Below are 19,712 nucleotides of genomic sequence, written 5' to 3' on the forward strand. Positions count from 1 at the left end.
CGAAAGGAGAACGGCATGAACCAAGAGGTCATGAATCTCTTCAATCCCCAGGCGCCGGCGCAGGTGTTCGATTCCATCCGGATATCGCTCGCCAGCCCTGAGAAGATTCTGTCCTGGTCGTTCGGCGAGATCAAGAAGCCGGAGACCATCAACTACCGCACCTTCAAGCCGGAGCGTGACGGTCTGTTCTGCGCGCGCATTTTTGGCCCGATCAAGGACTACGAGTGCCTGTGCGGCAAGTACAAGCGCATGAAGTACAAGGGCGTCATCTGCGAAAAGTGCGGTGTCGAAGTCACGCTGTCGCGCGTTCGCCGCGAGCGCATGGGCCATATCGAGCTGGCGGCACCCGTCGCCCATATCTGGTTCCTGAAGTCGCTGCCCTCGCGCATCGGCACGCTGCTCGACATGACCCTGAAGGACATCGAGCGCGTCCTCTACTTCGAGAACTACATCGTCACCGAACCCGGCCTCACCGCGCTGAAGGAGCACCAGCTGCTCAGCGAGGAAGAGTACATGATCGCCGTCGACGAATATGGCGAGGATAGCTTCACCGCCATGATCGGCGCCGAGGCCATTCATGACCTTCTGGCCGGCATGGACCTGGAGAAGATCGCCGGCGACCTGCGTTCGGAGCTGGCTTCGACCACGTCCGAGCTGAAGCAGAAGAAGTATCTGAAGCGGCTCAAGGTCGTCGAGAACTTCATGGAGTCCGGCAACCGTCCGGAATGGATGATCATGAAGGTGGTTCCGGTGATCCCGCCGGACCTGCGCCCGCTCGTCCCCCTGGACGGCGGACGTTTCGCGACGTCGGACCTCAACGATCTCTATCGACGCGTCATCAACCGCAACAACCGTCTGAAGCGGCTGATCGAGCTGCGTGCCCCCGGCATCATCGTGCGCAATGAAAAGCGCATGCTGCAGGAAGCCGTCGACGCGCTGTTCGACAACGGCCGCCGTGGCCGCGTCATCACCGGCGCCAACAAGCGTCCGCTGAAGTCGCTGTCGGATATGCTCAAGGGCAAGCAGGGCCGGTTCCGCCAGAACCTGCTCGGCAAGCGCGTCGACTATTCCGGCCGTTCGGTCATCGTCACCGGTCCGGAGCTCAAGCTGCACCAGTGCGGCCTGCCCAAGAAGATGGCGCTCGAACTGTTCAAGCCCTTCATCTACGCCCGCCTCGACGCCAAGGGTTACTCCTCGACCGTCAAGCAGGCCAAGAAGCTGGTCGAGAAGGAGCGTCCGGAAGTCTGGGATATCCTCGACGAGGTCATCCGCGAGCATCCGGTGCTCTTGAACCGCGCGCCGACGCTGCACCGCCTCGGCATCCAGGCGTTCGAGCCGATCCTGATCGAAGGCAAGGCGATCCAGCTGCATCCGCTGGTCTGCACGGCCTTCAACGCCGACTTCGACGGCGACCAGATGGCGGTCCACGTGCCGCTGTCGCTGGAAGCGCAGTTGGAAGCCCGCGTGCTGATGATGTCAACCAACAACATCCTGCACCCGGCTTCCGGCGCGCCGATCATCGTGCCGTCGCAGGACATGGTTCTGGGTCTCTACTACCTCTCGATCGTCAACCAGAACGAGCCGGGCGAGGGCATGGTGTTTGCCGACATGGGCGAACTCCAGCACGCGCTCGAGACCAAGGCGGTGACCCTGCACGCCAAGATCAAGGGCCGCTTCCGCTCGGTCGACGCCGAGGGCAAGGTCGTGTCGAAGATCTACGACACCACGCCTGGCCGCATGATCATCGGCGAGCTTCTGCCGAAGAACGTCAACGTGCCTTACGAGACCGCCAACCAGGAGATGACCAAGAAGAACATCTCCAAGATGATCGACACCGTCTACCGCCATTGCGGTCAGAAGGAGACGGTCATTTTCTGCGATCGCATCATGGCGCTCGGTTTCGCCCATGCCTGCCGTGCCGGCATTTCGTTCGGCAAGGACGACATGCTGATTCCGGATACCAAGATCAAGCTGGTGTCGGACACCGAGGCCTTGGCCAAGGAATACGAGCAGCAGTACAATGACGGCCTGATCACGCAGGGCGAGAAGTACAATAAGGTCGTCGACGCCTGGGCCAAGTGCTCGGAAAAGGTCGCCGACGAAATGATGGCCCGCATCAAGGCGGTCGAGTTCGAGGACAATGGTCGTCAGAAGCCGATGAACTCGATCTACATGATGTCGCACTCCGGTGCGCGCGGCTCGCCCACCCAGATGCGCCAGCTCGCCGGCATGCGCGGCCTGATGGCCAAGCCGTCGGGTGAAATCATCGAGACGCCGATCATCTCCAACTTCAAGGAAGGCCTGACCGTGCTCGAGTACTTCAACTCGACCCACGGCGCCCGCAAGGGTCTGGCAGACACCGCCTTGAAGACGGCGAACTCGGGCTATCTCACCCGTCGTCTGGTCGACGTGGCGCAGGACTGCATCGTCAACTCCGTGGATTGCGGCACCGACAAGGGCCTCACCATGCAGCCGATCGTCGATGCCGGTCAGGTCGTCGCTTCGGTCGGCCAGCGCGTGCTGGGCCGCACCGCGCTCGACGACATCAACCATCCGGTGACCGGCGAATTGCTGGTCAAGGCCGGAACGCTGATGGACGAGCGCGACGTGGAGCAGATCGAGAAGGCCGGCGTGCAGTCGGTCCGCATCCGCTCGGCGCTGACTTGCGAAGTCAGGGTCGGCGTCTGCGCGGTCTGCTACGGACGCGATCTGGCCCGGGGCACCCCGGTCAACCAGGGCGAGGCCGTCGGCGTTATCGCGGCGCAGTCGATCGGCGAGCCGGGCACCCAGCTCACCATGCGTACCTTCCACATGGGCGGTACGGCGCAGGTGGTGGATAGCTCGTTCCTTGAAGCCTCCTATGAGGGCAAGGTCGAGATCCGCAACCGCAACGTGGTGCGCAACTCGGACGGCCAGCAGATGGTCATGGGCCGCAACATGGCGGTGCTGATCCTCGACGAGGCCGGCAAGGAGCGCGCCACGCACCGTGTCACCTATGGTTCGCGCATCTTCGTGGACGATGGCGACAAGGTGAAGCGCGGCCAGCGCATCGCCGAGTGGGATCCTTACACCCGCCCCATCCTCACCGAAATCGAGGGCAAGGTGGCGTTCGAGGATCTGGTCGACGGCATTTCCGTCCAGGAAACGGCCGACGAGTCGACCGGCATCACCAAGCGCGAGGTCATCGACTGGCGTTCGACGCCGCGCGGCAACGACCTGAAGCCGGCGATCGTGGTTCAGGACGCCAAGGGCAAGGTCGGCAAGCTGTCGAAGGGCGGCGATGCCCGCTTCCTGCTCTCGGTCGAGGCCATTCTCTCGGTCGAGCCGGGTGCTCAGGTTCGCCCCGGCGACGTCCTGGCGCGTATCCCGATGGAAAGCGCCAAGACCAAGGACATCACCGGCGGTCTGCCGCGTGTTGCCGAGCTGTTCGAGGCCCGTCGTCCGAAGGATCACGCCATCATCGCAGAGATCGATGGTACGATCCGCTTTGGCCGCGACTACAAGAACAAGCGCCGCATCATCATCGAGCCGCATGACTCGACGCTTGAGCCTGTCGAATACCTGATCCCGAAGGGCAAGCCGTTCCATCTCCAGGACGGCGACGTCATCGAGAAGGGCGACTACATCCTCGACGGCAATCCGGCGCCGCACGACATCCTGGCGATCAAGGGCGTGGAGGCGCTTGCGTCCTACCTCGTCAACGAGATCCAGGAGGTCTACCGTCTGCAGGGCGTGTCGATCAACGACAAGCACATCGAGGTGATCGTTCGGCAGATGCTGCAGAAGGTCGAGATCACCACGCAGGGCGACTCGACCTATATTCCGGGCGACCACGTCGACGTGATCGAACTGGAAGAGGTCAACGAGCGCCTGGTCGAGGACGGCAAGAAGCCGGCCGAAGGCCAGCCGGTGCTGCTCGGCATCACCAAGGCCTCGCTGCAGACGCCGTCCTTCATCTCGGCCGCCTCCTTCCAGGAGACGACCAGGGTGCTGACGGAAGCCGCGGTTGCCGGCAAGACCGACATGCTGCAGGGCTTGAAGGAAAACGTCATCGTCGGCCGGCTGATCCCGGCCGGTACCGGCGGCACGATGAGCCAGATCCGCCGCATCGCCACCTCGCGCGACGAACTGATCATCGACGAGCGCCGCAAGGCCTCCGGTGTCGAAGTCGCCGAGCCGATGCTGGCCGACATGACAACCGCCGCGCAATAAGCGCGGCGGCAAGAGATCTCAGGCAACAAGGCCGCCGGGGCAACCCGGCGGCTTTTTCGTTTCAACGAACAATCGAGGAAGGCAGATGAGCACGAAAACCTGGACGGCTGTCGATAACTACATCGTTTCCTCGCTCTTGGAGGCGGATCCCGTTCTCGACGCGGTCCTGGCGGCCAACCGCGACGGTGGCTTGCCGGCGATCGACGTCTCGGCGGCGCAAGGAAAGCTGCTCTCGCTGCTGGTGCGCATTCGCGGCGCGAAAAAGGTGCTCGAGATTGGTACGCTGGGCGGTTATTCCACCATCTGGATGGCGCGGGGATTGCCGGCCGGCGGAAAAATCGTGACGCTCGAACTCGATCCGCACCACGCCAAGGTCGCGCGTTCGAATTTCGAGCGGGCAGGGGTTTCCGAACAGGTCGATCTGCGGGTCGGGCCGGCGTTGCAGTCGCTCGCTGCGCTGGGGGCCGAAGACGCCGGGCCGTTCGACCTCGTTTTCATCGACGCCGACAAGCCTAACAACCCCAACTATCTCTCCTGGGCCATGCGGCTCTCGCGCTCGGGAACGGTCATCGTCTGCGACAACGTCATCCGCGACGGCACGGTGCTCGACGAGGATGGTCGCGACGCCAACGTCGAAGGTGCACGCGCGGCGTTCTCCTTCATCGGCGGCGACAAGCGCCTGGACGGCACCGCGATCCAGACTGTCGGCGCCAAGGGCTATGACGGGTTCGCCATAGCGATTGTCGATTGAGTTGTTGCGATAGGCGGACCGGATCCGCGATCCGGGCGACAGTCGCTGGTCAGTCGAAAAACGCCTCGACCACATTGCGCTTGCCGAGCATGAAGGCGTCGGCGACATGCTGGAGGGGCGCGAGATCGACATCGGAAGTGCCGGCGCGCACGATTTCGGCGAAACGCCTGTAGAGGTCAGGATATTCCGCTTCCGGTTCTTCATGGTCGACGCGGCCGTCGATGGCGAGTTTCGAGCCACCGCCCGAGAGCACCATCTTGCCGGCATCGGTATCGGCGAGAATGTCCCAGCTCTGCGGTCCGGTCTGGAGCCAATCCAGATCCATCGTCACCGCCGACCCGTTCGCCGCGCGGAAGGCGACCTGGGCGGCGATCGGTGCGTCGCGGTTCTCCGGGAAGTCGAGCGCGGCCGAGGTGATGTACATGGCGGGCAGGATGTAGGTCGCGATCGACAGCGCGTTGATGCCTGGATCGAAGACGCCGAAGCCGCCTGGCTGCCAGATCCAGTCCTGGTTCGGGTGCCAGCGGCGCACGTCTTCCTTCCAGACGATTGCCGCTGATTTGATTTGCGTCGCGGCCAAAAAAGTCCGTGCCGCTTCAACCGCCGGCGCATAGCGCGAATGCCAACTGGCGAACAGCGACACGCCCTGTTTCGTCGCCAGCGCCTTCAGGTCCTCGACCTCGCTGACCGTGGCGCCGGGCGGCTTTTCCAGGAACACGTGCTTCTTCGCCTCGAGCGCGGTGCGCGCCGCAGCGTAGCGGAATTGCGGCGGCATGCAGAGTGAGACGGCGTCGAGTTCGGGAACGGCGCCAAGCATCGTCTCGATATCGGGAAAATTCTGGATGTCTTCAACCTTGCCATGCCGGCTGGCAGCGGCGAGCAGCCGGTAGTCCCGGTCCTTGGCGAGCGCCGGAAGGTGCTGGTCGCGGACGATCTTGCCGACACCGACAATACCTATCTTGATGGGCTGGGACACGGCCGCTCCGTCTGTGGATGATGGTGAGCGCTTCTTATCAGAACACTTGCCCCGGACAAGCCGAAGCCGAAAGGTCAACTCCGTCTTTGCCGGAGCTGCAGCGTGGGCCTTTCACTCGTTGGAAGGCTTCAGCGGCGATTCGAACGGCAAGGGCCGGCACGCTTTCAGATCGGCACGTCAAAGGTCACGATCGACACTTCGCCTTCGAGCGCGCCCTGGAAGGCCGAAAGATGCGGCTCCTCGTCGGGCTCGCCCTCCATGTCGCCGATCTGGTCGAGCTCGGCTTCGGCGTAACCCTCCGCCGCCAGCGATTCGAGCGCACGGCGCACCGCCGAATCGTCATCAGGCGCAACCAGCATGACGTGCACGCCTTCCGGCTTGCCGCCTTTTCTCTTCCACACCCGGCCGGTGATGATGGTGACCGGGCGTTCCTCGTTGTCGTTCACGGGCCGATTCCTTCGCGGCGAGGGGCTTTGACTGTTCATGCGGCTTTTTCGCATGAAGCCGCGCCGCGTAACAGCCAAAACCCGGTCACTTTCTTCCTCGCCCTTGCAAAATGACGAAAGAAAATTACATGCGGTTTACGCATGGCTGCCAAGCCCCGGCTTCAATGCAATATTTGCCGCTCCGGGGTTGACGGTACGCGGGCTTGCGAGTAGAAGCCGCCCAGTCAGAACCGATGTGAGGCTCTCCCTTCCGAAGCGACACGCTTTGGAGTTTGCCTCAAACAGGGTTCGTTTTACGAGCGAAAAGACATTTCCGGCGTGCACGAAGCGGTATCCGCTTCCTCTGCGATTTGTTCGGGCAAGACCGCAAGGCGCGGTTTGTGGCCCGAATTTGCGTATGGAAATGACGCTTTGAGCGAGCCTTGACCGGCACGAGACACGGAATTGAGAGACAAGAGGGTTTAATGCCTACCGTCAACCAGCTGATCCGCAAGCCGCGCATTGCGCCGGTGAAGCGCAACAAGGTCCCGGCCATGCAGCAGAACCCGCAGAAGCGGGGCGTCTGCACGCGCGTCTACACAACGACGCCGAAGAAGCCGAACTCGGCGCTGCGCAAGGTGGCCAAGATCCGCCTGACCAATGGTTTCGAGGTGATCGGTTACATCCCCGGCGAAGGTCACAACCTTCAGGAGCACTCCGTGGTCATGATCCGCGGCGGCCGCGTCAAGGACCTTCCGGGTGTCCGTTACCACATCATCCGCGGCGTGCTCGACACGCAGGGTGTGAAGAACCGCAAGCAGCGCCGTTCGAAATACGGTGCCAAGCGTCCGAAGTAAGGTTTTCCGGCTTCGGCGCTTTTTTGACTGCGCCGGGCTATGAGAGATTGAGAGACAAAAGCCATGTCCCGTCGTCACAGTGCAGAAAAGCGTGAGATCAATCCGGACCCCAAGTTCGGCGATCTGATCGTCACCAAGTTCATGAACGCCGTCATGTATGACGGCAAGAAGTCGGTTGCCGAGACCATCGTCTACGGCGCGCTCGACCAGGTCCAGTCGAAGACCAAGCAGGAGCCGGTCACCGTCTTCCATCAGGCGCTCGACAATGTCGCGCCGCATGTGGAAGTGCGTTCGCGTCGCGTCGGCGGCGCCACCTACCAGGTTCCGGTCGACGTGCGCCCCGAGCGCCGTCAGGCGCTGGCCATTCGTTGGCTGATCGCCGCGGCCCGCAACCGCAACGAGACCACCATGGTCGACCGCCTTTCCGGCGAGCTGATGGACGCGGCCAACAACCGCGGCACCGCCGTGAAGAAGCGTGAAGACACCCACAAGATGGCTGAAGCCAACCGCGCCTTCGCGCACTACCGCTGGTAAAGCGCGAAAGAGACTGAGAGGCAGTTACGATGGCCCGCGAATATAAAATCGAAGACTACCGCAATTTCGGTATCATGGCGCATATCGACGCCGGCAAGACGACGACCACCGAGCGCGTCCTCTATTACACGGGCAAGTCGCACAAGATCGGCGAAGTGCACGACGGCGCCGCGACCATGGACTGGATGGAGCAGGAGCAGGAGCGCGGCATCACGATCACGTCGGCCGCGACCACGACCTTCTGGAAGGGTCGTGACGGCAAGATGCACCGCTTCAACATCATCGACACGCCCGGACACGTCGACTTCACCATCGAGGTCGAGCGTTCGCTGCGCGTGCTTGACGGCGCCATCGCGCTGCTCGACGCCAATGCCGGTGTGGAGCCGCAGACGGAAACCGTCTGGCGCCAGGCCGACAAGTACCGCGTGCCGCGCATGATCTTCTGCAACAAGATGGACAAGACCGGCGCCGACTTCTACCGCTCGGTCGAGATGATCGGCTCGCGCCTCGGTGCGCAGGCTGTCGTCATGCAGCTGCCGATCGGCGCCGAGACCGAATTCAAGGGCGTCGTCGACCTGGTCGAGATGAACGCGCTGGTCTGGCGCGACGAGACGCTGGGCGCTGCCTGGGACGTCGTCGAGATCCCGGCCGACCTCAAGGCTCGCGCCGAGGAATACCGCGAGAAGATGATCGAGGCCGCCGTCGAGATGGACGAGACGGCTCTTGAGAACTACCTCGAAGGCAGGATGCCGTCGAATGACGAGATCCGCGCGCTGATCCGCAAGGGCACCATCGCGGTCAAGTTCTTCCCGATGTTCTGCGGCTCGGCATTCAAGAACAAGGGCGTGCAGCCTCTGCTCGACGCCGTCGTGGAATACCTGCCGTCGCCGGCCGATGTGCCCGCGATCAAGGGTGTCGATGCCAAGACCGACGCCGAGATCGAGCGTCACGCCGACGACAACGAGCCGCTGTCGATGCTGGCGTTCAAGATCATGAACGACCCGTTCGTCGGTTCGCTGACCTTTGCCCGCATCTATTCGGGCAAGCTCACCAAGGGCATCTCGGTCGACAACACCGTGAAGGGCAAGAAAGAGCGCATCGGCCGCATGCTGCAGATGCATGCGAATTCCCGTGCCGACGTTGAAGAGGCCTATGCCGGCGACATCGTCGCTCTCGCAGGTCTCAAGGACACGACCACCGGCGATACGCTGTGCGATCCGCTGCATCCGGTCATCCTCGAGCGTATGGAATTCCCCGATCCGGTCATCCAGATCGCTATCGAGCCGAAGACCAAGAACGACCAGGAAAAGATGGGCCTCGCGCTGCATCGCCTGGCTGCCGAGGATCCGTCCTTCCGCGTCAAGACCGACGAGGAAAGCGGCCAGACCATCATTTCCGGCATGGGCGAGCTGCACCTCGACATCATCGTCGATCGCATGCGCCGCGAGTTCAAGGTCGAGGCCAATGTCGGTGCACCGCAGGTGGCTTATCGCGAGACGATCACCCGCAGGCACGAGCAGGACTACACGCACAAGAAGCAGACCGGTGGTACCGGGCAGTTCGCCCGCGTGAAGATCGTGTTCGAGCCGAACCCCGATGGCGAGGATTTCGTGTTCGAATCCAAGATCGTCGGCGGCGCTGTGCCGAAGGAATACATCCCGGGTGTCGAGAAGGGCCTGCTGAGCAAGATGGGTTCCGGCCCGTTTGCCGGGTTCCCGATGATCGGCGTCAAGGCTACCTTGATCGACGGCGCTTTCCACGACGTCGACTCTTCGGTGCTCGCATTCGAAATCGCTTCCCGCGCTTGCTTTATGGAAGCTTCGCCGAAGCTCGGCGTGCAGCTGCTCGAGCCGATCATGAAGGTCGAGGTCGTGACGCCGGAAGATTATGTCGGCGGTGTCATCGGCGACCTCAACGGCCGTCGTGGCCAGATCCAGGGCCAGGAAGCCCGCGGCGTGGCAGTCGTCATCAACGCGATGGTGCCGCTCGCCAACATGTTCAAGTACGTCGACAATCTGCGCTCGATGAGCCAGGGCCGTGCGGCCTACACGATGCAGTTCGACCATTACGAGCCGGTCCCGACCGCGGTCGCCCAGGAAGTCCAGAAGAAATACGCGTAACCCGGCAGGGTGCTGCGGCAACTTAATTAAGAGCCCGTACGGGCGAGCAGGAATGGAGACATCACATGGCAAAAGGTAAATTCGAGCGCACCAAGCCGCATGTGAACATCGGCACGATTGGCCACGTTGATCATGGCAAGACGTCTTTGACGGCAGCGATCACCAAGTATTTTGGCGAATACAAGCGCTATGACCAGATTGACGCGGCGCCGGAAGAGAAGGCGCGCGGCATCACGATCTCGACGGCTCACGTCGAGTACGAGACGGAGAACCGCCACTACGCCCACGTCGACTGCCCCGGCCACGCCGACTATGTGAAGAACATGATCACCGGTGCCGCGCAGATGGACGGCGCGATCCTGGTTGTGTCGGCCGCCGACGGCCCGATGCCGCAGACCCGCGAGCACATCCTTTTGGCCCGCCAGGTCGGCGTGCCGTCGATCGTGGTGTTCTTGAACAAGGTCGACCAGGTCGACGATGCCGAGCTGCTTGAGCTGGTCGAGCTCGAGGTTCGCGAATTGCTGACCAAGAACGAGTTCCCCGGCGACGACATTCCGATCGTCAAGGGTTCGGCGCTGGCGGCTCTGGAAGATTCGGACAAGAAGATCGGCGAGGACGCGATCCGCGAGCTGATGGCTCAGGTCGACGCCTACATCCCGACGCCGGTTCGTCCGCTCGACAAGCCGTTCCTGATGCCGATCGAGGACGTGTTCTCGATCTCGGGCCGCGGCACGGTCGTGACCGGTCGCGTCGAGCGCGGCGTGGTCAAGGTCGGCGAGGAGCTGGAGATCATCGGCATTCGTCCGACCACCAAGACGACCTGCACGGGCGTCGAGATGTTCCGCAAGCTGCTCGACCAGGGCCAGGCCGGCGACAACATCGGCGCGCTGCTGCGCGGCGTCGACCGTGAAGGTGTCGAGCGCGGCCAGGTCCTGGCCAAGCCGGGCACGGTGAAGCCGCACAAGAAGTTCGTGGCCGAAGCCTACATCCTGACCAAGGACGAGGGCGGCCGTCACACGCCGTTCTTCACCAACTACCGTCCGCAGTTCTACTTCCGCACCACCGACGTGACCGGCATCGTGTCGCTGCCGGCCGGCACCGAGATGGTGATGCCTGGCGACAACATCACGGTCGATGTCGAGCTGATCGTGCCGATCGCCATGGAAGAGAAGCTGCGCTTCGCCATCCGTGAAGGCGGCCGCACCGTCGGTGCCGGCATCGTCGTCACCATCAAAGAGTAATTTGGACTTAAACCGATCTGTCGCGGGCGCGGGTGCCCGCGCCGCGCCAGAACAAGGAAGTGACGCATGAACGGACAGAATATCCGCATCCGCCTGAAGGCGTTTGATCACCGGGTGCTCGACGCCTCGACGCGCGAAATCGTGTCGACGGCCAAGCGCACCGGTGCCAACGTCCGCGGCCCCATTCCGCTGCCGACGCGGATCGAAAAGTTCACGGTCAACCGGTCGCCTCACGTCGACAAGAAGAGCCGCGAGCAGTTCGAGATGCGCACGCACAAGCGTCTGCTCGATATCGTCGATCCGACCCCGCAGACCGTCGATGCTTTGATGAAGCTCGATCTGGCCGCCGGTGTCGACGTCGAGATCAAGCTCTAAGGGAATGAGAGCGCGGTAAGGGGCGGTGCCCCTGGCCCGGAACTCTAAAGGAATTGAACCGATGCGTTCAGGTGTGATTGCAAAGAAGGTGGGAATGACCCGCATCTACAACGATGCCGGGGAACATGTTCCCGTCACCGTTCTCCAGATGGAGAACTGCCAGGTCGTGGCGCAGCGCACGCAGGAGAAGAATGGCTACACCGCCGTTCAGCTCGGCGTTGGCCTTGCCAAGGTGAAGAACACGTCGAAGGCGATGCGCGGCCATTTCGCGACCGCTTCCGTCGAGCCGAAGGCCAAGCTTGCCGAGTTCCGCGTCTCCGCCGACAACATGATCGATGTCGGCGCCGAGATCACTGTCGAGCATTTCGTCGCCGGCCAGAAGGTCGACGTCACCGGCACGACGATCGGCAAGGGTTTCCAGGGCGTCATCAAGCGCCACCACATGGGTGGTGGCCGCGCGACCCACGGTAACTCGGTCTCGCACCGCACGCACGGCTCGACCGGCCAGCGCCAGGACCCCGGCAAGGTGTTCAAGGGCAAGAAGATGGCCGGCCACATGGGCGACACGCGCGTCACCACGCAGAACGTCGAGATCGTCTCGACCGATGCCGACCGCGGCCTGATCCTGATCCGCGGCGCGGTTCCCGGGTCGAAGGGTGCGTGGATCCTGGTTCGCGACGCCGCCAAGGTGGCGCTTCCGGCCAATGCGCCGAAGCCCGCCGCGATCCGCCCAGTTGCTGCCGGTATGGGCACGAAGAATGAGGCTCCGGCCACAGAGGGAGCGGAATAATGGATCTCAAGATCACAACGCTGGGCGGCAAGGACGCCGGCAAGGTGAAACTCTCCGAGGAGATTTTCGGCCTTGATCCGCGCGAGGACATTTTGCAGCGCGTCGTGCGCTGGCAGCTCGCCAAGAAGCAGCAGGGCACGCACAAGGCCAAGGGCCGCGCCGAGATCGCGCGCACCGGCGCCAAGATGTACAAACAGAAGGGTACGGGCCGCGCCCGTCACCATTCGGCACGCGCTCCGCAGTTCCGCGGCGGCGGCAAGGCTCACGGCCCGGTCGTTCGCAGCCACGAGCACGAGCTGCCGAAGAAGGTCCGCGCGCTCGGCCTCAAGCATGCTCTCTCGGCCAAGGCCAAGAGCGCGTCGATCATCGTCATCGACGAGCTGAAGCTGACCGAGGCAAAGACCAAGGCGCTGATCGCGAATTTCGCGACGCTGGGCCTGACGAACGCCCTGGTGATCGGTGGCGCCGAGCTCGACCGGAACTTCAAGCTGGCCGCGACCAACATCCCGAACATCGACGTGCTGCCCATCCAGGGCATCAACGTCTACGACATTTTGCGCCGCGGCACGCTGGTCCTTTCGAAGGCCGCCGTCGAGGCTCTCGAGGAGCGCTTTAAATGACCGACCTTCGTCACTACGACGTAATCGTCAGCCCGGCGATCACCGAAAAGTCGACCATGGCTTCCGAGCAGAACCAGGTCGTCTTCAACGTCGCCAAGAAGGCGTCGAAGCCGGAAATCAAGGCCGCCGTCGAAGCGCTGTTCGGCGTCAAGGTGATGGCCGTGAACACGCTTGTCCGCAAGGGCAAGATCAAGCGCTTCCGCGGCACGATCGGCCGCCAGAGCGACGTCAAGAAGGCGGTAGTGACGCTGGCCGACGGCCAGTCGATCGACGTCGCGACGGGTCTCTGAGCAAGGCCGCGAGGACAGGACAATGGCACTTAAAAAATTCAACCCGATAACGCCGAGCACCCGTCAGCTGGTCATCGTCGACCGCTCGGGCCTCTACAAGGGCAAGCCCGTCAAGGGTCTGACCGAGGGCCTGACCAAGTCGGGCGGCCGTAACAATTACGGCCGCATCACTGCACGCTTCATCGGCGGCGGTCACAAGCGTTCGTACCGCATCATCGATTTCAAGCGCCGCAAGTTCGACGTCGTCGGCACGGTCGAGCGCATTGAATACGATCCGAACCGCACCGCCTTCATCGCGCTGATCAAGTATGACGATGGCGAGCTGTCCTACATCATCGCTCCGCAGCGCCTTGCCGCCGGCGACAAGATCGTGGCTGGCGAAGCGGTCGACGTGAAGCCGGGCAATGCGATGCCGCTGGCCTCGATGCCGGTCGGCACGATCGTCCACAACATCGAGCTGAAGCCGGGCAAGGGCGCCCAGGTCGCCCGTTCGGCTGGCGGTTACGCCCAGCTCGTCGGTCGCGACCAGGGCATGGCGATCCTGCGCCTCAACTCGGGCGAGCAGCGTGTCGTTCACGGCTCCTGCATGGCCACCGTCGGTGCCGTGTCCAACCCGGACCACGGCAACATCAACGACGGCAAGGCCGGCCGCACGGTTTGGCGTGGCAAGCGCCCGCACAATCGCGGCGTGACCATGAACCCGGTCGACCACCCGCATGGCGGTGGTGAAGGCCGCACCTCCGGTGGCCGTCATCCGGTCTCGCCGTGGGGCAAGCCGACCAAGGGCAAGAAGACGCGGTCCAACAAGGCGACCGACAAGTTCATCCTGCGCTCGCGCCATCAGCGCAAGAGCTAAGAAGAGGTAACGCCAAGTGACTCGTTCTATTTGGAAAGGCCCCTTCATCGACGGCTACCTTCTCAAGAAGGTGGACAAGGTTCGTGAAGGTGGTCGCAATGAGGTGATCAAGATGTGGAGCCGTCGCTCCACCATCCTGCCGCAGTTCGTCGGCTTCACCTTCGGTGTCTACAACGGCCAGAAGCATGTTCCCGTCTCGGTGAACGAGGACATGGTCGGTCACAAGTTCGGTGAATTCGCTCCGACGCGGACCTACTACGGTCACGGCGCGGATAAGAAGGCGAAGAGGAAATAATCATGGGCAAGGCCAAAGCTCCGCGCAGGCTTGCTGACAACGAAGCGCGCGCCGTACTGCGCACGATCCGTATCAGCCCGCAGAAGCTGAACCTGGTTGCCGCGCTGATCCGCGGCAAGAAGGTCGCGACAGCGCTTTCCGACCTGGAATTCTCGGCCAAGCGGATTTCCGGCACGGTCAAGAAGACGCTGGAATCGGCAATCGCCAACGCGGAAAATAACCACGACCTCGACGTCGATGCGCTGATCGTGGCGGAAGCCTATGTCGGCAAGTCGATCGTCATGAAGCGGTTTCATGCCCGGGGCCGTGGTCGCGCCAGCCGTATCGAGAAGCCGTTCTCGCACCTCACGATCGTCGTTCGTGAAGTCGAAGAAAAAGGGGAGGCCGCATAATGGGCCAGAAAGTCAATCCGATCGGTCTTCGCCTCGGCATCAACCGCACCTGGGATTCGCGCTGGTTCGCGAACACCGGCGAGTACGGCAAGCTGCTGCATGAGGACATCAAGATCCGCAAGTACCTCGAGAAGGAGCTCAAGCAGGCTGCCATCTCGAAGGTCGTGATCGAGCGTCCGCACAAAAAGTGCCGCGTCACCATCCATGCCGCGCGCCCGGGTCTGATCATCGGCAAGAAGGGCGCCGACATCGAGAAGCTTCGCAAGAAGCTGATGGAGATGACCAAGTCCGAGACGCACCTCAACATCGTCGAAGTGCGCAAGCCGGAAATCGACGCGACCCTGGTCGCCCAGTCGATCGCCCAGCAGCTCGAGCGCCGCATCGCGTTCCGCCGCGCCATGAAGCGTGCCGTGCAGTCGGCGATGCGCCTCGGTGCCGAAGGCATCCGCATCAACTGCTCGGGCCGTCTCGGCGGCGCTGAAATCGCGCGCATGGAATGGTACCGTGAAGGCCGCGTGCCGCTGCACACGCTGCGTGCCGATGTCGACTACGGCACGGCCGAGGCGAATACGGCGTACGGCATCTGCGGCGTCAAGGTGTGGGTGTTCAAGGGCGAGATCCTCGAGCACGACCCGATGGCTTCGGAGCGCCGCGCGACCGAGGGCGATCATGCGCATGGCGGTGGTGGTGGTGATCGCGAACGCGGTCGTCGTCGCGAAAACGCCTGAGACATTTAGGAATTTGGAGTTAGAACGATGCTGCAGCCAAAGCGCACAAAGTTCCGCAAGCAGTTCAAGGGCCGCATCCACGGTACCGCCAAGGGCGGCACCAATCTGGATTTCGGTGGTTTCGGGCTGAAGGCGCTTGAGCCGAACCGCGTCACCGCGCGCGAGATCGAGGCGGCTCGCCGCGCGATCACCCGCGAGATGAAGCGCGCCGGCCGTGTCTGGATCCGTATTTTCCCGGATCTGCCGGTCACCTCGAAGCCGACCGAAGTCCGCATGGGCAAGGGCAAGGGCGCGGTCGACTACTGGGCGGCGCGCGTCAAGCCGGGCCGGATCATGTTCGAGATCGACGGCGTCAATGAAGAAACCGCCCGTGAGGCACTGCGTCTCGGCGCGGCCAAGCTCTCGGTCAGGACGCGCTTCGTACAGCGCATCGCAGAATAAGGACGGGCTGATCATGAAAGCCGAAGACATCCGGACCAAGACCCAGGACCAGCTGACCGACGACCTGGCCAGCCTGAAGAAGGAGCAGTTCAACCTGCGCTTCCAGAAGGCGACCGGCCAGCTCGAAAAGACCGCGCGCGTGAGGCAGGTCCGCAAGGACATTGCGCGTATCAAGACCATCGCTGCGGAAAAGTCCGCGGCTAAGAAGGCTTAAGGACGAAAACCATGCCAAAGCGCATTCTGCAGGGCACCGTCGTCAGCGACAAGAACGAGAAGACGGTTGTCGTCAAGGTCGAACGGCGCTTCACGCATCCCGTGATGAAGAAGACCGTGCGCATGACCAAGAAGTACAAGGCGCACGACGAGAACAACGCCCACAAGGTTGGCGATCAGGTGTTCATCCAGGAATCGAAGCCGATTTCCAAGGACAAGCGCTGGATCGTCGTGTCTTCGGACCAAGCCTGATCTCTGGGCGTAAACAAACGAATTTTGGACAGACCGGGGAGGGGTGAAGAACCCGTCCCGTTAGAAAAGAAGAAGGCGGCCAGTCATGATTCAGATGCAAACAAACCTCGACGTCGCGGATAATTCCGGCGCCCGTCGTGTCATGTGCATCAAGGTGCTGGGCGGCTCGAAGCGGAAATACGCTTCCGTAGGCGACATCATCGTGGTGTCGATCAAGGAAGCCATCCCGCGCGGCCGCGTGAAGAAGGGCGATGTGATGAAGGCGGTCGTGGTTCGCACGGCCAAGGACATCCGCCGCCCGGACGGCAGCGTGATCCGTTTCGACAAGAACGCGGCCGTTCTTGTCGACAACAAGAAAGAGCCGATCGGCACGCGTATCTTCGGACCGGTTCCGCGCGAACTCCGCGCCAAGAACCACATGAAGATCATCTCGCTCGCGCCTGAAGTGCTGTAAGGAGCCGGACCAATGCAGAAGATTAGAAAAGGCGACAAGGTCGTCGTGCTGGCTGGCAAGGACAAGGGCCGTTCGGGCGAAGTCCTGTCGGTTCAGCCGAAGGACGACACCGCGCTGGTGCGCGGCGTCAACATGATCCGTCGTCACCAGAAGCAGTCCCAGTCCCAAGAGGGCGGGATCATCACCAAGGAAGCGCCGATCCAGCTGTCGAACATCGCGCTGGCCGACCCCAAGGATGGCAAGCCGACCCGCGTCGGCTTCATCTTCCAGAAGGACGGCAAGAAGGTGCGCGTCGCCAAGCGCTCGGGAGAAGTCATCAATGGCTAAGGCTCAAACCAAGCAGGCGACTGCCCAGAACACGCCGCGCCTCAAGCAGGTCTACAACGAGACCATCCGCAAGGCCTTGCAGGAGCAGTTCGGCTACGACAACGAGATGCAGGTTCCGCGCATCGACAAGATCGTGCTGAACATGGGCGTTGGCGAAGCGACCGGCGATTCGAAGAAGCCTTCGATCGCGGCCGAGGATCTGGCGATGATCGCCGGCCAGAAGGCCGTCGTCACCCGCGCCCGCAATTCGATCGCGGGCTTCAAGGTCCGCGAGAAGATGCCGATCGGCGCCAAGGTCACGCTGCGCAAGGAACGCATGTACGAGTTCCTTGACCGCCTCGTGAACATCGCGCTGCCGCGCGTCCGCGACTTCCGCGGACTGAATCCGAAGAGCTTCGATGGCCGTGGCAACTACGCCATGGGCATCAAGGAACACATCGTGTTCCCGGAGATCAACTACGACAAGGTTGATCAGATCTGGGGCATGGACGTCATCGTTTGTACGACTGCGAAGACGGACGACGAAGCCAGGGCACTGCTCAAGGCCTTCAACTTCCCCTTCCGCCAGTAACGGCAGCGAGAAAAGGAAAAATCTGAAATGGCAAAGACCAGCTCAGTCGAGAAGAACAACAGGCGCCGCAAGCTTGCCGACCAGTACGGTCCCAAGCGCGCTGCCCTGAAGGCGATCATCATGGACCAGTCCAAGCCGATGGAAGAGCGCTTCCGCGCACAGCTCAAGCTTGCCGCCATGCCGCGCAACTCGGCCAAGATCCGCATCCGCAACCGCTGCGAAGTCACCGGCCGCCCGCGTGCCTATTATCGCAAGCTCAAAGTATCGCGCATCGCGCTTCGTGATCTCGGCAATAACGGCCAGATCCCGGGCCTGGTCAAGTCGAGCTGGTAAGGAGGACATAACATGTCATTGAGCGATCCTCTCGGCGATATGCTGACCCGCATCCGCAACGCCTATGGCCGCAAGAAGTCGAGCGTGTCGACGCCGGCCTCGCGTCTGCGCACCCGCGTCCTCGACGTGCTGAAGGCTGAAGGCTATATCCGCGACTACAGCCAGACCGACTTCGACAACGGCAAGTCCGAAATCGAGATCGAGCTGAAGTATTTCGATGGAGCGCCGGTGGTGCGCGAAATCGCCCGCGTCTCGAAGCCGGGCCGCCGCGTTTACGTTTCGGCCAAGTCGATCCCGCATGTCGCCAACGGCCTCGGTATCGCCATCCTTTCGACGCCGAAGGGCGTGATGGCCGACCACGAAGCGCGCGAACAGAACGTCGGTGGCGAGATCCTCTGCCAGATCTTCTGATCCGGCAGCGTGATCCCGAAAAAAATGGAATCCGGTCTTCGGATCGTCCCGAAGACAGAGACCTGAAACAAGAGAAGTGACGAGGACAACAAAATGTCTCGTATTGGAAAGAAACCCGTTTCGCTGCCGCAGGGCGTGACCGCGACCGTCAACGGCCAGACCGTGACGGCGAAGGGCCCCAAGGGCGAGCTGAAGTTCGTGGTCAACGACGAAGTGCTGGTCAAGATGGAAGGCAGCGAGATCGCTGTCGAGCCGCGCGACCAGTCCAAGACTGCCCGCTCCAAGTGGGGCATGTCGCGCACGCAGATCGTCAACATCCTGCAGGGCGTCAAGGACGGCTTCGAGAAGAAGCTCGAGATCACCGGCGTCGGCTATCGCGCGGCCTTGCAGGGCAAGAACCTGCAGCTGGCGCTCGGCTTCAGCCACGACGTCGTCTACGAGACGCCGCAAGGCATCACCATCACCGTGCCGAAGCCGACCGAAATCACCGTTGCCGGTATCGACAAGCAGCAGGTCGGCCAGGTGGCCGCGGAAATCCGCGAATACCGTGGCCCCGAGCCCTACAAGGGCAAGGGCGTCCGCTATGCAGGCGAGAAGATCGTCCGCAAGGAAGGCAAGAAGAAGTAGTGGGTTTGGCCCCGGGAAGGTGCAGACTTTTCGGAAGGGGCCAAGCCAGGAAGTGTAACGCCGCGGGGAGCGGTCGCGGGAGGCGCTTTCGCCTACCGCACAGGGCGGCCCCCGTTTTCTGAAGGCAAGGAAGACCATCATGGGTACCAAGGAAGCCACTCAGCGCCGCGCGCAGCGCGTCCGCCGCCAGATCAAGAAGGTCGCCGGCGAGCGTCCGCGCCTGTCGGTTCACCGCACGTCGAAGAACATCTACGTCCAGGTCATCGACGACGCCAAGGGCCACACCATCGCTGCCGCCTCGACCCTCGAGAAGGACCTCAAGGGTTCGCTCAAGACCGGTGCAGATACCGCTGCCGCTGCCGCGATTGGCAAGCTGATCGCCGAGCGTGCCGCCAAGGCGGGAGTCAAGGAAGTCGTCTTCGACCGCGGCCCGTACATCTATCACGGCCGCGTCAAGGCGCTGGCCGAGGCGGCTCGTGAAGGCGGCTTGAGCTTCTAAGCCTGATCCGGACCGAAAGTCGGCAGAAAGTTGCAGACTTTTCGAAACGGATCATGCAAGGGAGTGATGATTTTCACCGTCGGCGACCCGCAATGAGGCGTCGGCATTCAGCAACCCGTGCT

Annotated in this window: 26 protein-coding genes; 24 read left to right on the forward strand and 2 right to left on the reverse strand. The window is 62.5% G+C overall.

Annotated elements, in window-relative coordinates; translation table 11 throughout:
• The first annotated feature begins 15 nt into the window (after window positions 1–15).
• On the forward strand, window positions 16–4,212 hold the full coding sequence (rpoC, locus tag FJ979_RS25550; protein ID WP_140561040.1) for a DNA-directed RNA polymerase subunit beta': 4,197 nt from the start codon (window positions 16–18) through the stop codon (window positions 4,210–4,212).
• A gap of 85 nt (window positions 4,213–4,297) precedes the next feature.
• On the forward strand, window positions 4,298–4,963 hold the full coding sequence (locus FJ979_RS25555) for an O-methyltransferase (protein WP_140584199.1): 666 nt from the start codon (window positions 4,298–4,300) through the stop codon (window positions 4,961–4,963).
• A gap of 49 nt (window positions 4,964–5,012) precedes the next feature.
• On the opposite strand, the gene FJ979_RS25560 is transcribed toward FJ979_RS25555, so the two are convergent.
• Window positions 5,013–5,939, reverse strand: coding sequence for a Gfo/Idh/MocA family oxidoreductase (locus FJ979_RS25560; RefSeq protein ID WP_140584201.1), 927 nt, complete (start codon window positions 5,937–5,939; stop codon window positions 5,013–5,015).
• Between the two features lie 164 nt (window positions 5,940–6,103).
• Window positions 6,104–6,385 carry a transcriptional regulator gene (locus FJ979_RS25565; RefSeq protein ID WP_140501636.1) on the reverse strand — a complete coding sequence of 94 codons (282 nt, stop codon included), beginning with the start codon at window positions 6,383–6,385 and terminating at the stop codon, window positions 6,104–6,106.
• A 464-nt stretch (window positions 6,386–6,849) separates the two neighbouring features.
• Between FJ979_RS25565 and rpsL the strand changes: the two genes are divergently transcribed.
• From rpsL to rplR, 22 genes are all read left to right on the forward strand, one after another.
• Window positions 6,850–7,221, forward strand: a complete 372-nt coding sequence (gene rpsL / locus FJ979_RS25570; RefSeq protein ID WP_006333356.1) for a 30S ribosomal protein S12 — start codon at window positions 6,850–6,852, stop codon at window positions 7,219–7,221.
• Window positions 7,222–7,284: 63 nt separating this feature from the next.
• On the forward strand, window positions 7,285–7,755 hold the full coding sequence (gene rpsG, locus FJ979_RS25575; protein WP_008875664.1) for a 30S ribosomal protein S7: 471 nt from the start codon (window positions 7,285–7,287) through the stop codon (window positions 7,753–7,755).
• A gap of 29 nt (window positions 7,756–7,784) precedes the next feature.
• Entirely contained in the window at window positions 7,785–9,875 is a 2,091-nt protein-coding gene (gene fusA / locus FJ979_RS25580; protein ID WP_140584203.1) for an elongation factor G, read from the forward strand.
• A 65-nt stretch (window positions 9,876–9,940) separates the two neighbouring features.
• Window positions 9,941–11,116 carry an elongation factor Tu gene (gene tuf / locus FJ979_RS25585; protein ID WP_140584204.1) on the forward strand — a complete coding sequence of 392 codons (1,176 nt, stop codon included), beginning with the start codon at window positions 9,941–9,943 and terminating at the stop codon, window positions 11,114–11,116.
• 66 nt (window positions 11,117–11,182) lie between these two features.
• Complete coding sequence (gene rpsJ / locus FJ979_RS25590; protein WP_006205468.1) at window positions 11,183–11,491, forward strand: 30S ribosomal protein S10; 309 nt, start codon at window positions 11,183–11,185, stop codon at window positions 11,489–11,491.
• Window positions 11,492–11,552: 61 nt separating this feature from the next.
• Window positions 11,553–12,281, forward strand: a complete 729-nt coding sequence (gene rplC, locus FJ979_RS25595; RefSeq protein WP_140501257.1) for a 50S ribosomal protein L3 — start codon at window positions 11,553–11,555, stop codon at window positions 12,279–12,281.
• On the forward strand, window positions 12,281–12,901 hold the full coding sequence (gene rplD / locus FJ979_RS25600) for a 50S ribosomal protein L4 (protein WP_140501259.1): 621 nt from the start codon (window positions 12,281–12,283) through the stop codon (window positions 12,899–12,901). Before rplC ends, rplD begins: the two co-directional genes overlap by 1 nt.
• Window positions 12,898–13,191: a 50S ribosomal protein L23 gene (locus FJ979_RS25605; RefSeq protein ID WP_006205465.1), complete on the forward strand. Its 294-nt coding sequence runs from the start codon at window positions 12,898–12,900 to the stop codon at window positions 13,189–13,191. Before rplD ends, FJ979_RS25605 begins: the two co-directional genes overlap by 4 nt.
• A 22-nt stretch (window positions 13,192–13,213) precedes the next feature.
• Window positions 13,214–14,047: a 50S ribosomal protein L2 gene (gene rplB, locus FJ979_RS25610; RefSeq protein ID WP_140501261.1), complete on the forward strand. Its 834-nt coding sequence runs from the start codon at window positions 13,214–13,216 to the stop codon at window positions 14,045–14,047.
• A 16-nt stretch (window positions 14,048–14,063) separates the two neighbouring features.
• A complete protein-coding gene (rpsS, locus tag FJ979_RS25615) occupies window positions 14,064–14,342 on the forward strand; it encodes a 30S ribosomal protein S19 (protein WP_006205463.1) in 279 nt (92 codons plus the stop codon).
• 2 nt (window positions 14,343–14,344) lie between these two features.
• Window positions 14,345–14,734 carry a 50S ribosomal protein L22 gene (gene rplV / locus FJ979_RS25620; protein ID WP_006205462.1) on the forward strand — a complete coding sequence of 130 codons (390 nt, stop codon included), beginning with the start codon at window positions 14,345–14,347 and terminating at the stop codon, window positions 14,732–14,734.
• Window positions 14,734–15,462, forward strand: a complete 729-nt coding sequence (gene rpsC / locus FJ979_RS25625) for a 30S ribosomal protein S3 (protein WP_140501263.1) — start codon at window positions 14,734–14,736, stop codon at window positions 15,460–15,462. Before rplV ends, rpsC begins: the two co-directional genes overlap by 1 nt.
• A 27-nt stretch (window positions 15,463–15,489) precedes the next feature.
• On the forward strand, window positions 15,490–15,903 hold the full coding sequence (gene rplP / locus FJ979_RS25630; RefSeq protein WP_027026963.1) for a 50S ribosomal protein L16: 414 nt from the start codon (window positions 15,490–15,492) through the stop codon (window positions 15,901–15,903).
• A gap of 13 nt (window positions 15,904–15,916) precedes the next feature.
• Complete coding sequence (gene rpmC / locus FJ979_RS25635) at window positions 15,917–16,117, forward strand: 50S ribosomal protein L29 (protein ID WP_006205459.1); 201 nt, start codon at window positions 15,917–15,919, stop codon at window positions 16,115–16,117.
• A gap of 11 nt (window positions 16,118–16,128) precedes the next feature.
• Window positions 16,129–16,368 carry a 30S ribosomal protein S17 gene (gene rpsQ / locus FJ979_RS25640; protein WP_010909280.1) on the forward strand — a complete coding sequence of 80 codons (240 nt, stop codon included), beginning with the start codon at window positions 16,129–16,131 and terminating at the stop codon, window positions 16,366–16,368.
• Between the two features lie 85 nt (window positions 16,369–16,453).
• Entirely contained in the window at window positions 16,454–16,822 is a 369-nt protein-coding gene (gene rplN, locus FJ979_RS25645) for a 50S ribosomal protein L14 (protein ID WP_006205457.1), read from the forward strand.
• A gap of 12 nt (window positions 16,823–16,834) precedes the next feature.
• Complete coding sequence (rplX, locus tag FJ979_RS25650; RefSeq protein WP_006205456.1) at window positions 16,835–17,149, forward strand: 50S ribosomal protein L24; 315 nt, start codon at window positions 16,835–16,837, stop codon at window positions 17,147–17,149.
• Window positions 17,142–17,720, forward strand: coding sequence for a 50S ribosomal protein L5 (gene rplE, locus FJ979_RS25655; RefSeq protein ID WP_023717521.1), 579 nt, complete (start codon window positions 17,142–17,144; stop codon window positions 17,718–17,720). The genes rplX and rplE overlap by 8 nt, the downstream gene beginning before the upstream one ends.
• Window positions 17,721–17,747: 27 nt before the next feature.
• Window positions 17,748–18,053 carry a 30S ribosomal protein S14 gene (gene rpsN, locus FJ979_RS25660; protein ID WP_013895695.1) on the forward strand — a complete coding sequence of 102 codons (306 nt, stop codon included), beginning with the start codon at window positions 17,748–17,750 and terminating at the stop codon, window positions 18,051–18,053.
• A 12-nt stretch (window positions 18,054–18,065) separates the two neighbouring features.
• On the forward strand, window positions 18,066–18,464 hold the full coding sequence (gene rpsH, locus FJ979_RS25665) for a 30S ribosomal protein S8 (RefSeq protein WP_006205453.1): 399 nt from the start codon (window positions 18,066–18,068) through the stop codon (window positions 18,462–18,464).
• Between the two features lie 93 nt (window positions 18,465–18,557).
• A complete protein-coding gene (rplF, locus tag FJ979_RS25670) occupies window positions 18,558–19,091 on the forward strand; it encodes a 50S ribosomal protein L6 (RefSeq protein ID WP_140501269.1) in 534 nt (177 codons plus the stop codon).
• Window positions 19,092–19,230: 139 nt separating this feature from the next.
• Window positions 19,231–19,590, forward strand: coding sequence for a 50S ribosomal protein L18 (gene rplR, locus FJ979_RS25675; RefSeq protein WP_140501271.1), 360 nt, complete (start codon window positions 19,231–19,233; stop codon window positions 19,588–19,590).
• The last annotated feature ends 122 nt before the right edge of the window (window positions 19,591–19,712 follow it).

It is taken from the genome of Mesorhizobium sp. B1-1-6, from assembly GCF_006443035.1.
Classification (GTDB): Bacteria; Pseudomonadota; Alphaproteobacteria; order Rhizobiales; family Rhizobiaceae; genus Mesorhizobium.

What these genes read in the sequence shown, in the direction of transcription:
- rpoC (WP_140561040.1), top strand. Translation starts at nt 16, where the DNA reads ATGAACCAAGAGGTCATGAATCTCTTCAATCCCCAGGCGCCGGCGCAG.
- FJ979_RS25555 (WP_140584199.1), top strand. Translation starts at nt 4,298, where the DNA reads ATGAGCACGAAAACCTGGACGGCTGTCGATAACTACATCGTTTCCTCG.
- rpsL (WP_006333356.1), top strand. Translation starts at nt 6,850, where the DNA reads ATGCCTACCGTCAACCAGCTGATCCGCAAGCCGCGCATTGCGCCGGTG.
- rpsG (WP_008875664.1), top strand. Translation starts at nt 7,285, where the DNA reads ATGTCCCGTCGTCACAGTGCAGAAAAGCGTGAGATCAATCCGGACCCC.
- fusA (WP_140584203.1), top strand. Translation starts at nt 7,785, where the DNA reads ATGGCCCGCGAATATAAAATCGAAGACTACCGCAATTTCGGTATCATG.
- tuf (WP_140584204.1), top strand. Translation starts at nt 9,941, where the DNA reads ATGGCAAAAGGTAAATTCGAGCGCACCAAGCCGCATGTGAACATCGGC.
- rpsJ (WP_006205468.1), top strand. Translation starts at nt 11,183, where the DNA reads ATGAACGGACAGAATATCCGCATCCGCCTGAAGGCGTTTGATCACCGG.
- rplC (WP_140501257.1), top strand. Translation starts at nt 11,553, where the DNA reads ATGCGTTCAGGTGTGATTGCAAAGAAGGTGGGAATGACCCGCATCTAC.
- rplD (WP_140501259.1), top strand. Translation starts at nt 12,281, where the DNA reads ATGGATCTCAAGATCACAACGCTGGGCGGCAAGGACGCCGGCAAGGTG.
- FJ979_RS25605 (WP_006205465.1), top strand. Translation starts at nt 12,898, where the DNA reads ATGACCGACCTTCGTCACTACGACGTAATCGTCAGCCCGGCGATCACC.
- rplB (WP_140501261.1), top strand. Translation starts at nt 13,214, where the DNA reads ATGGCACTTAAAAAATTCAACCCGATAACGCCGAGCACCCGTCAGCTG.
- rplV (WP_006205462.1), top strand. Translation starts at nt 14,345, where the DNA reads ATGGGCAAGGCCAAAGCTCCGCGCAGGCTTGCTGACAACGAAGCGCGC.
- rpsC (WP_140501263.1), top strand. Translation starts at nt 14,734, where the DNA reads ATGGGCCAGAAAGTCAATCCGATCGGTCTTCGCCTCGGCATCAACCGC.
- rplP (WP_027026963.1), top strand. Translation starts at nt 15,490, where the DNA reads ATGCTGCAGCCAAAGCGCACAAAGTTCCGCAAGCAGTTCAAGGGCCGC.
- rpmC (WP_006205459.1), top strand. Translation starts at nt 15,917, where the DNA reads ATGAAAGCCGAAGACATCCGGACCAAGACCCAGGACCAGCTGACCGAC.
- rpsQ (WP_010909280.1), top strand. Translation starts at nt 16,129, where the DNA reads ATGCCAAAGCGCATTCTGCAGGGCACCGTCGTCAGCGACAAGAACGAG.
- rplN (WP_006205457.1), top strand. Translation starts at nt 16,454, where the DNA reads ATGATTCAGATGCAAACAAACCTCGACGTCGCGGATAATTCCGGCGCC.
- rplX (WP_006205456.1), top strand. Translation starts at nt 16,835, where the DNA reads ATGCAGAAGATTAGAAAAGGCGACAAGGTCGTCGTGCTGGCTGGCAAG.
- rplE (WP_023717521.1), top strand. Translation starts at nt 17,142, where the DNA reads ATGGCTAAGGCTCAAACCAAGCAGGCGACTGCCCAGAACACGCCGCGC.
- rpsN (WP_013895695.1), top strand. Translation starts at nt 17,748, where the DNA reads ATGGCAAAGACCAGCTCAGTCGAGAAGAACAACAGGCGCCGCAAGCTT.
- rpsH (WP_006205453.1), top strand. Translation starts at nt 18,066, where the DNA reads ATGTCATTGAGCGATCCTCTCGGCGATATGCTGACCCGCATCCGCAAC.
- rplF (WP_140501269.1), top strand. Translation starts at nt 18,558, where the DNA reads ATGTCTCGTATTGGAAAGAAACCCGTTTCGCTGCCGCAGGGCGTGACC.
- rplR (WP_140501271.1), top strand. Translation starts at nt 19,231, where the DNA reads ATGGGTACCAAGGAAGCCACTCAGCGCCGCGCGCAGCGCGTCCGCCGC.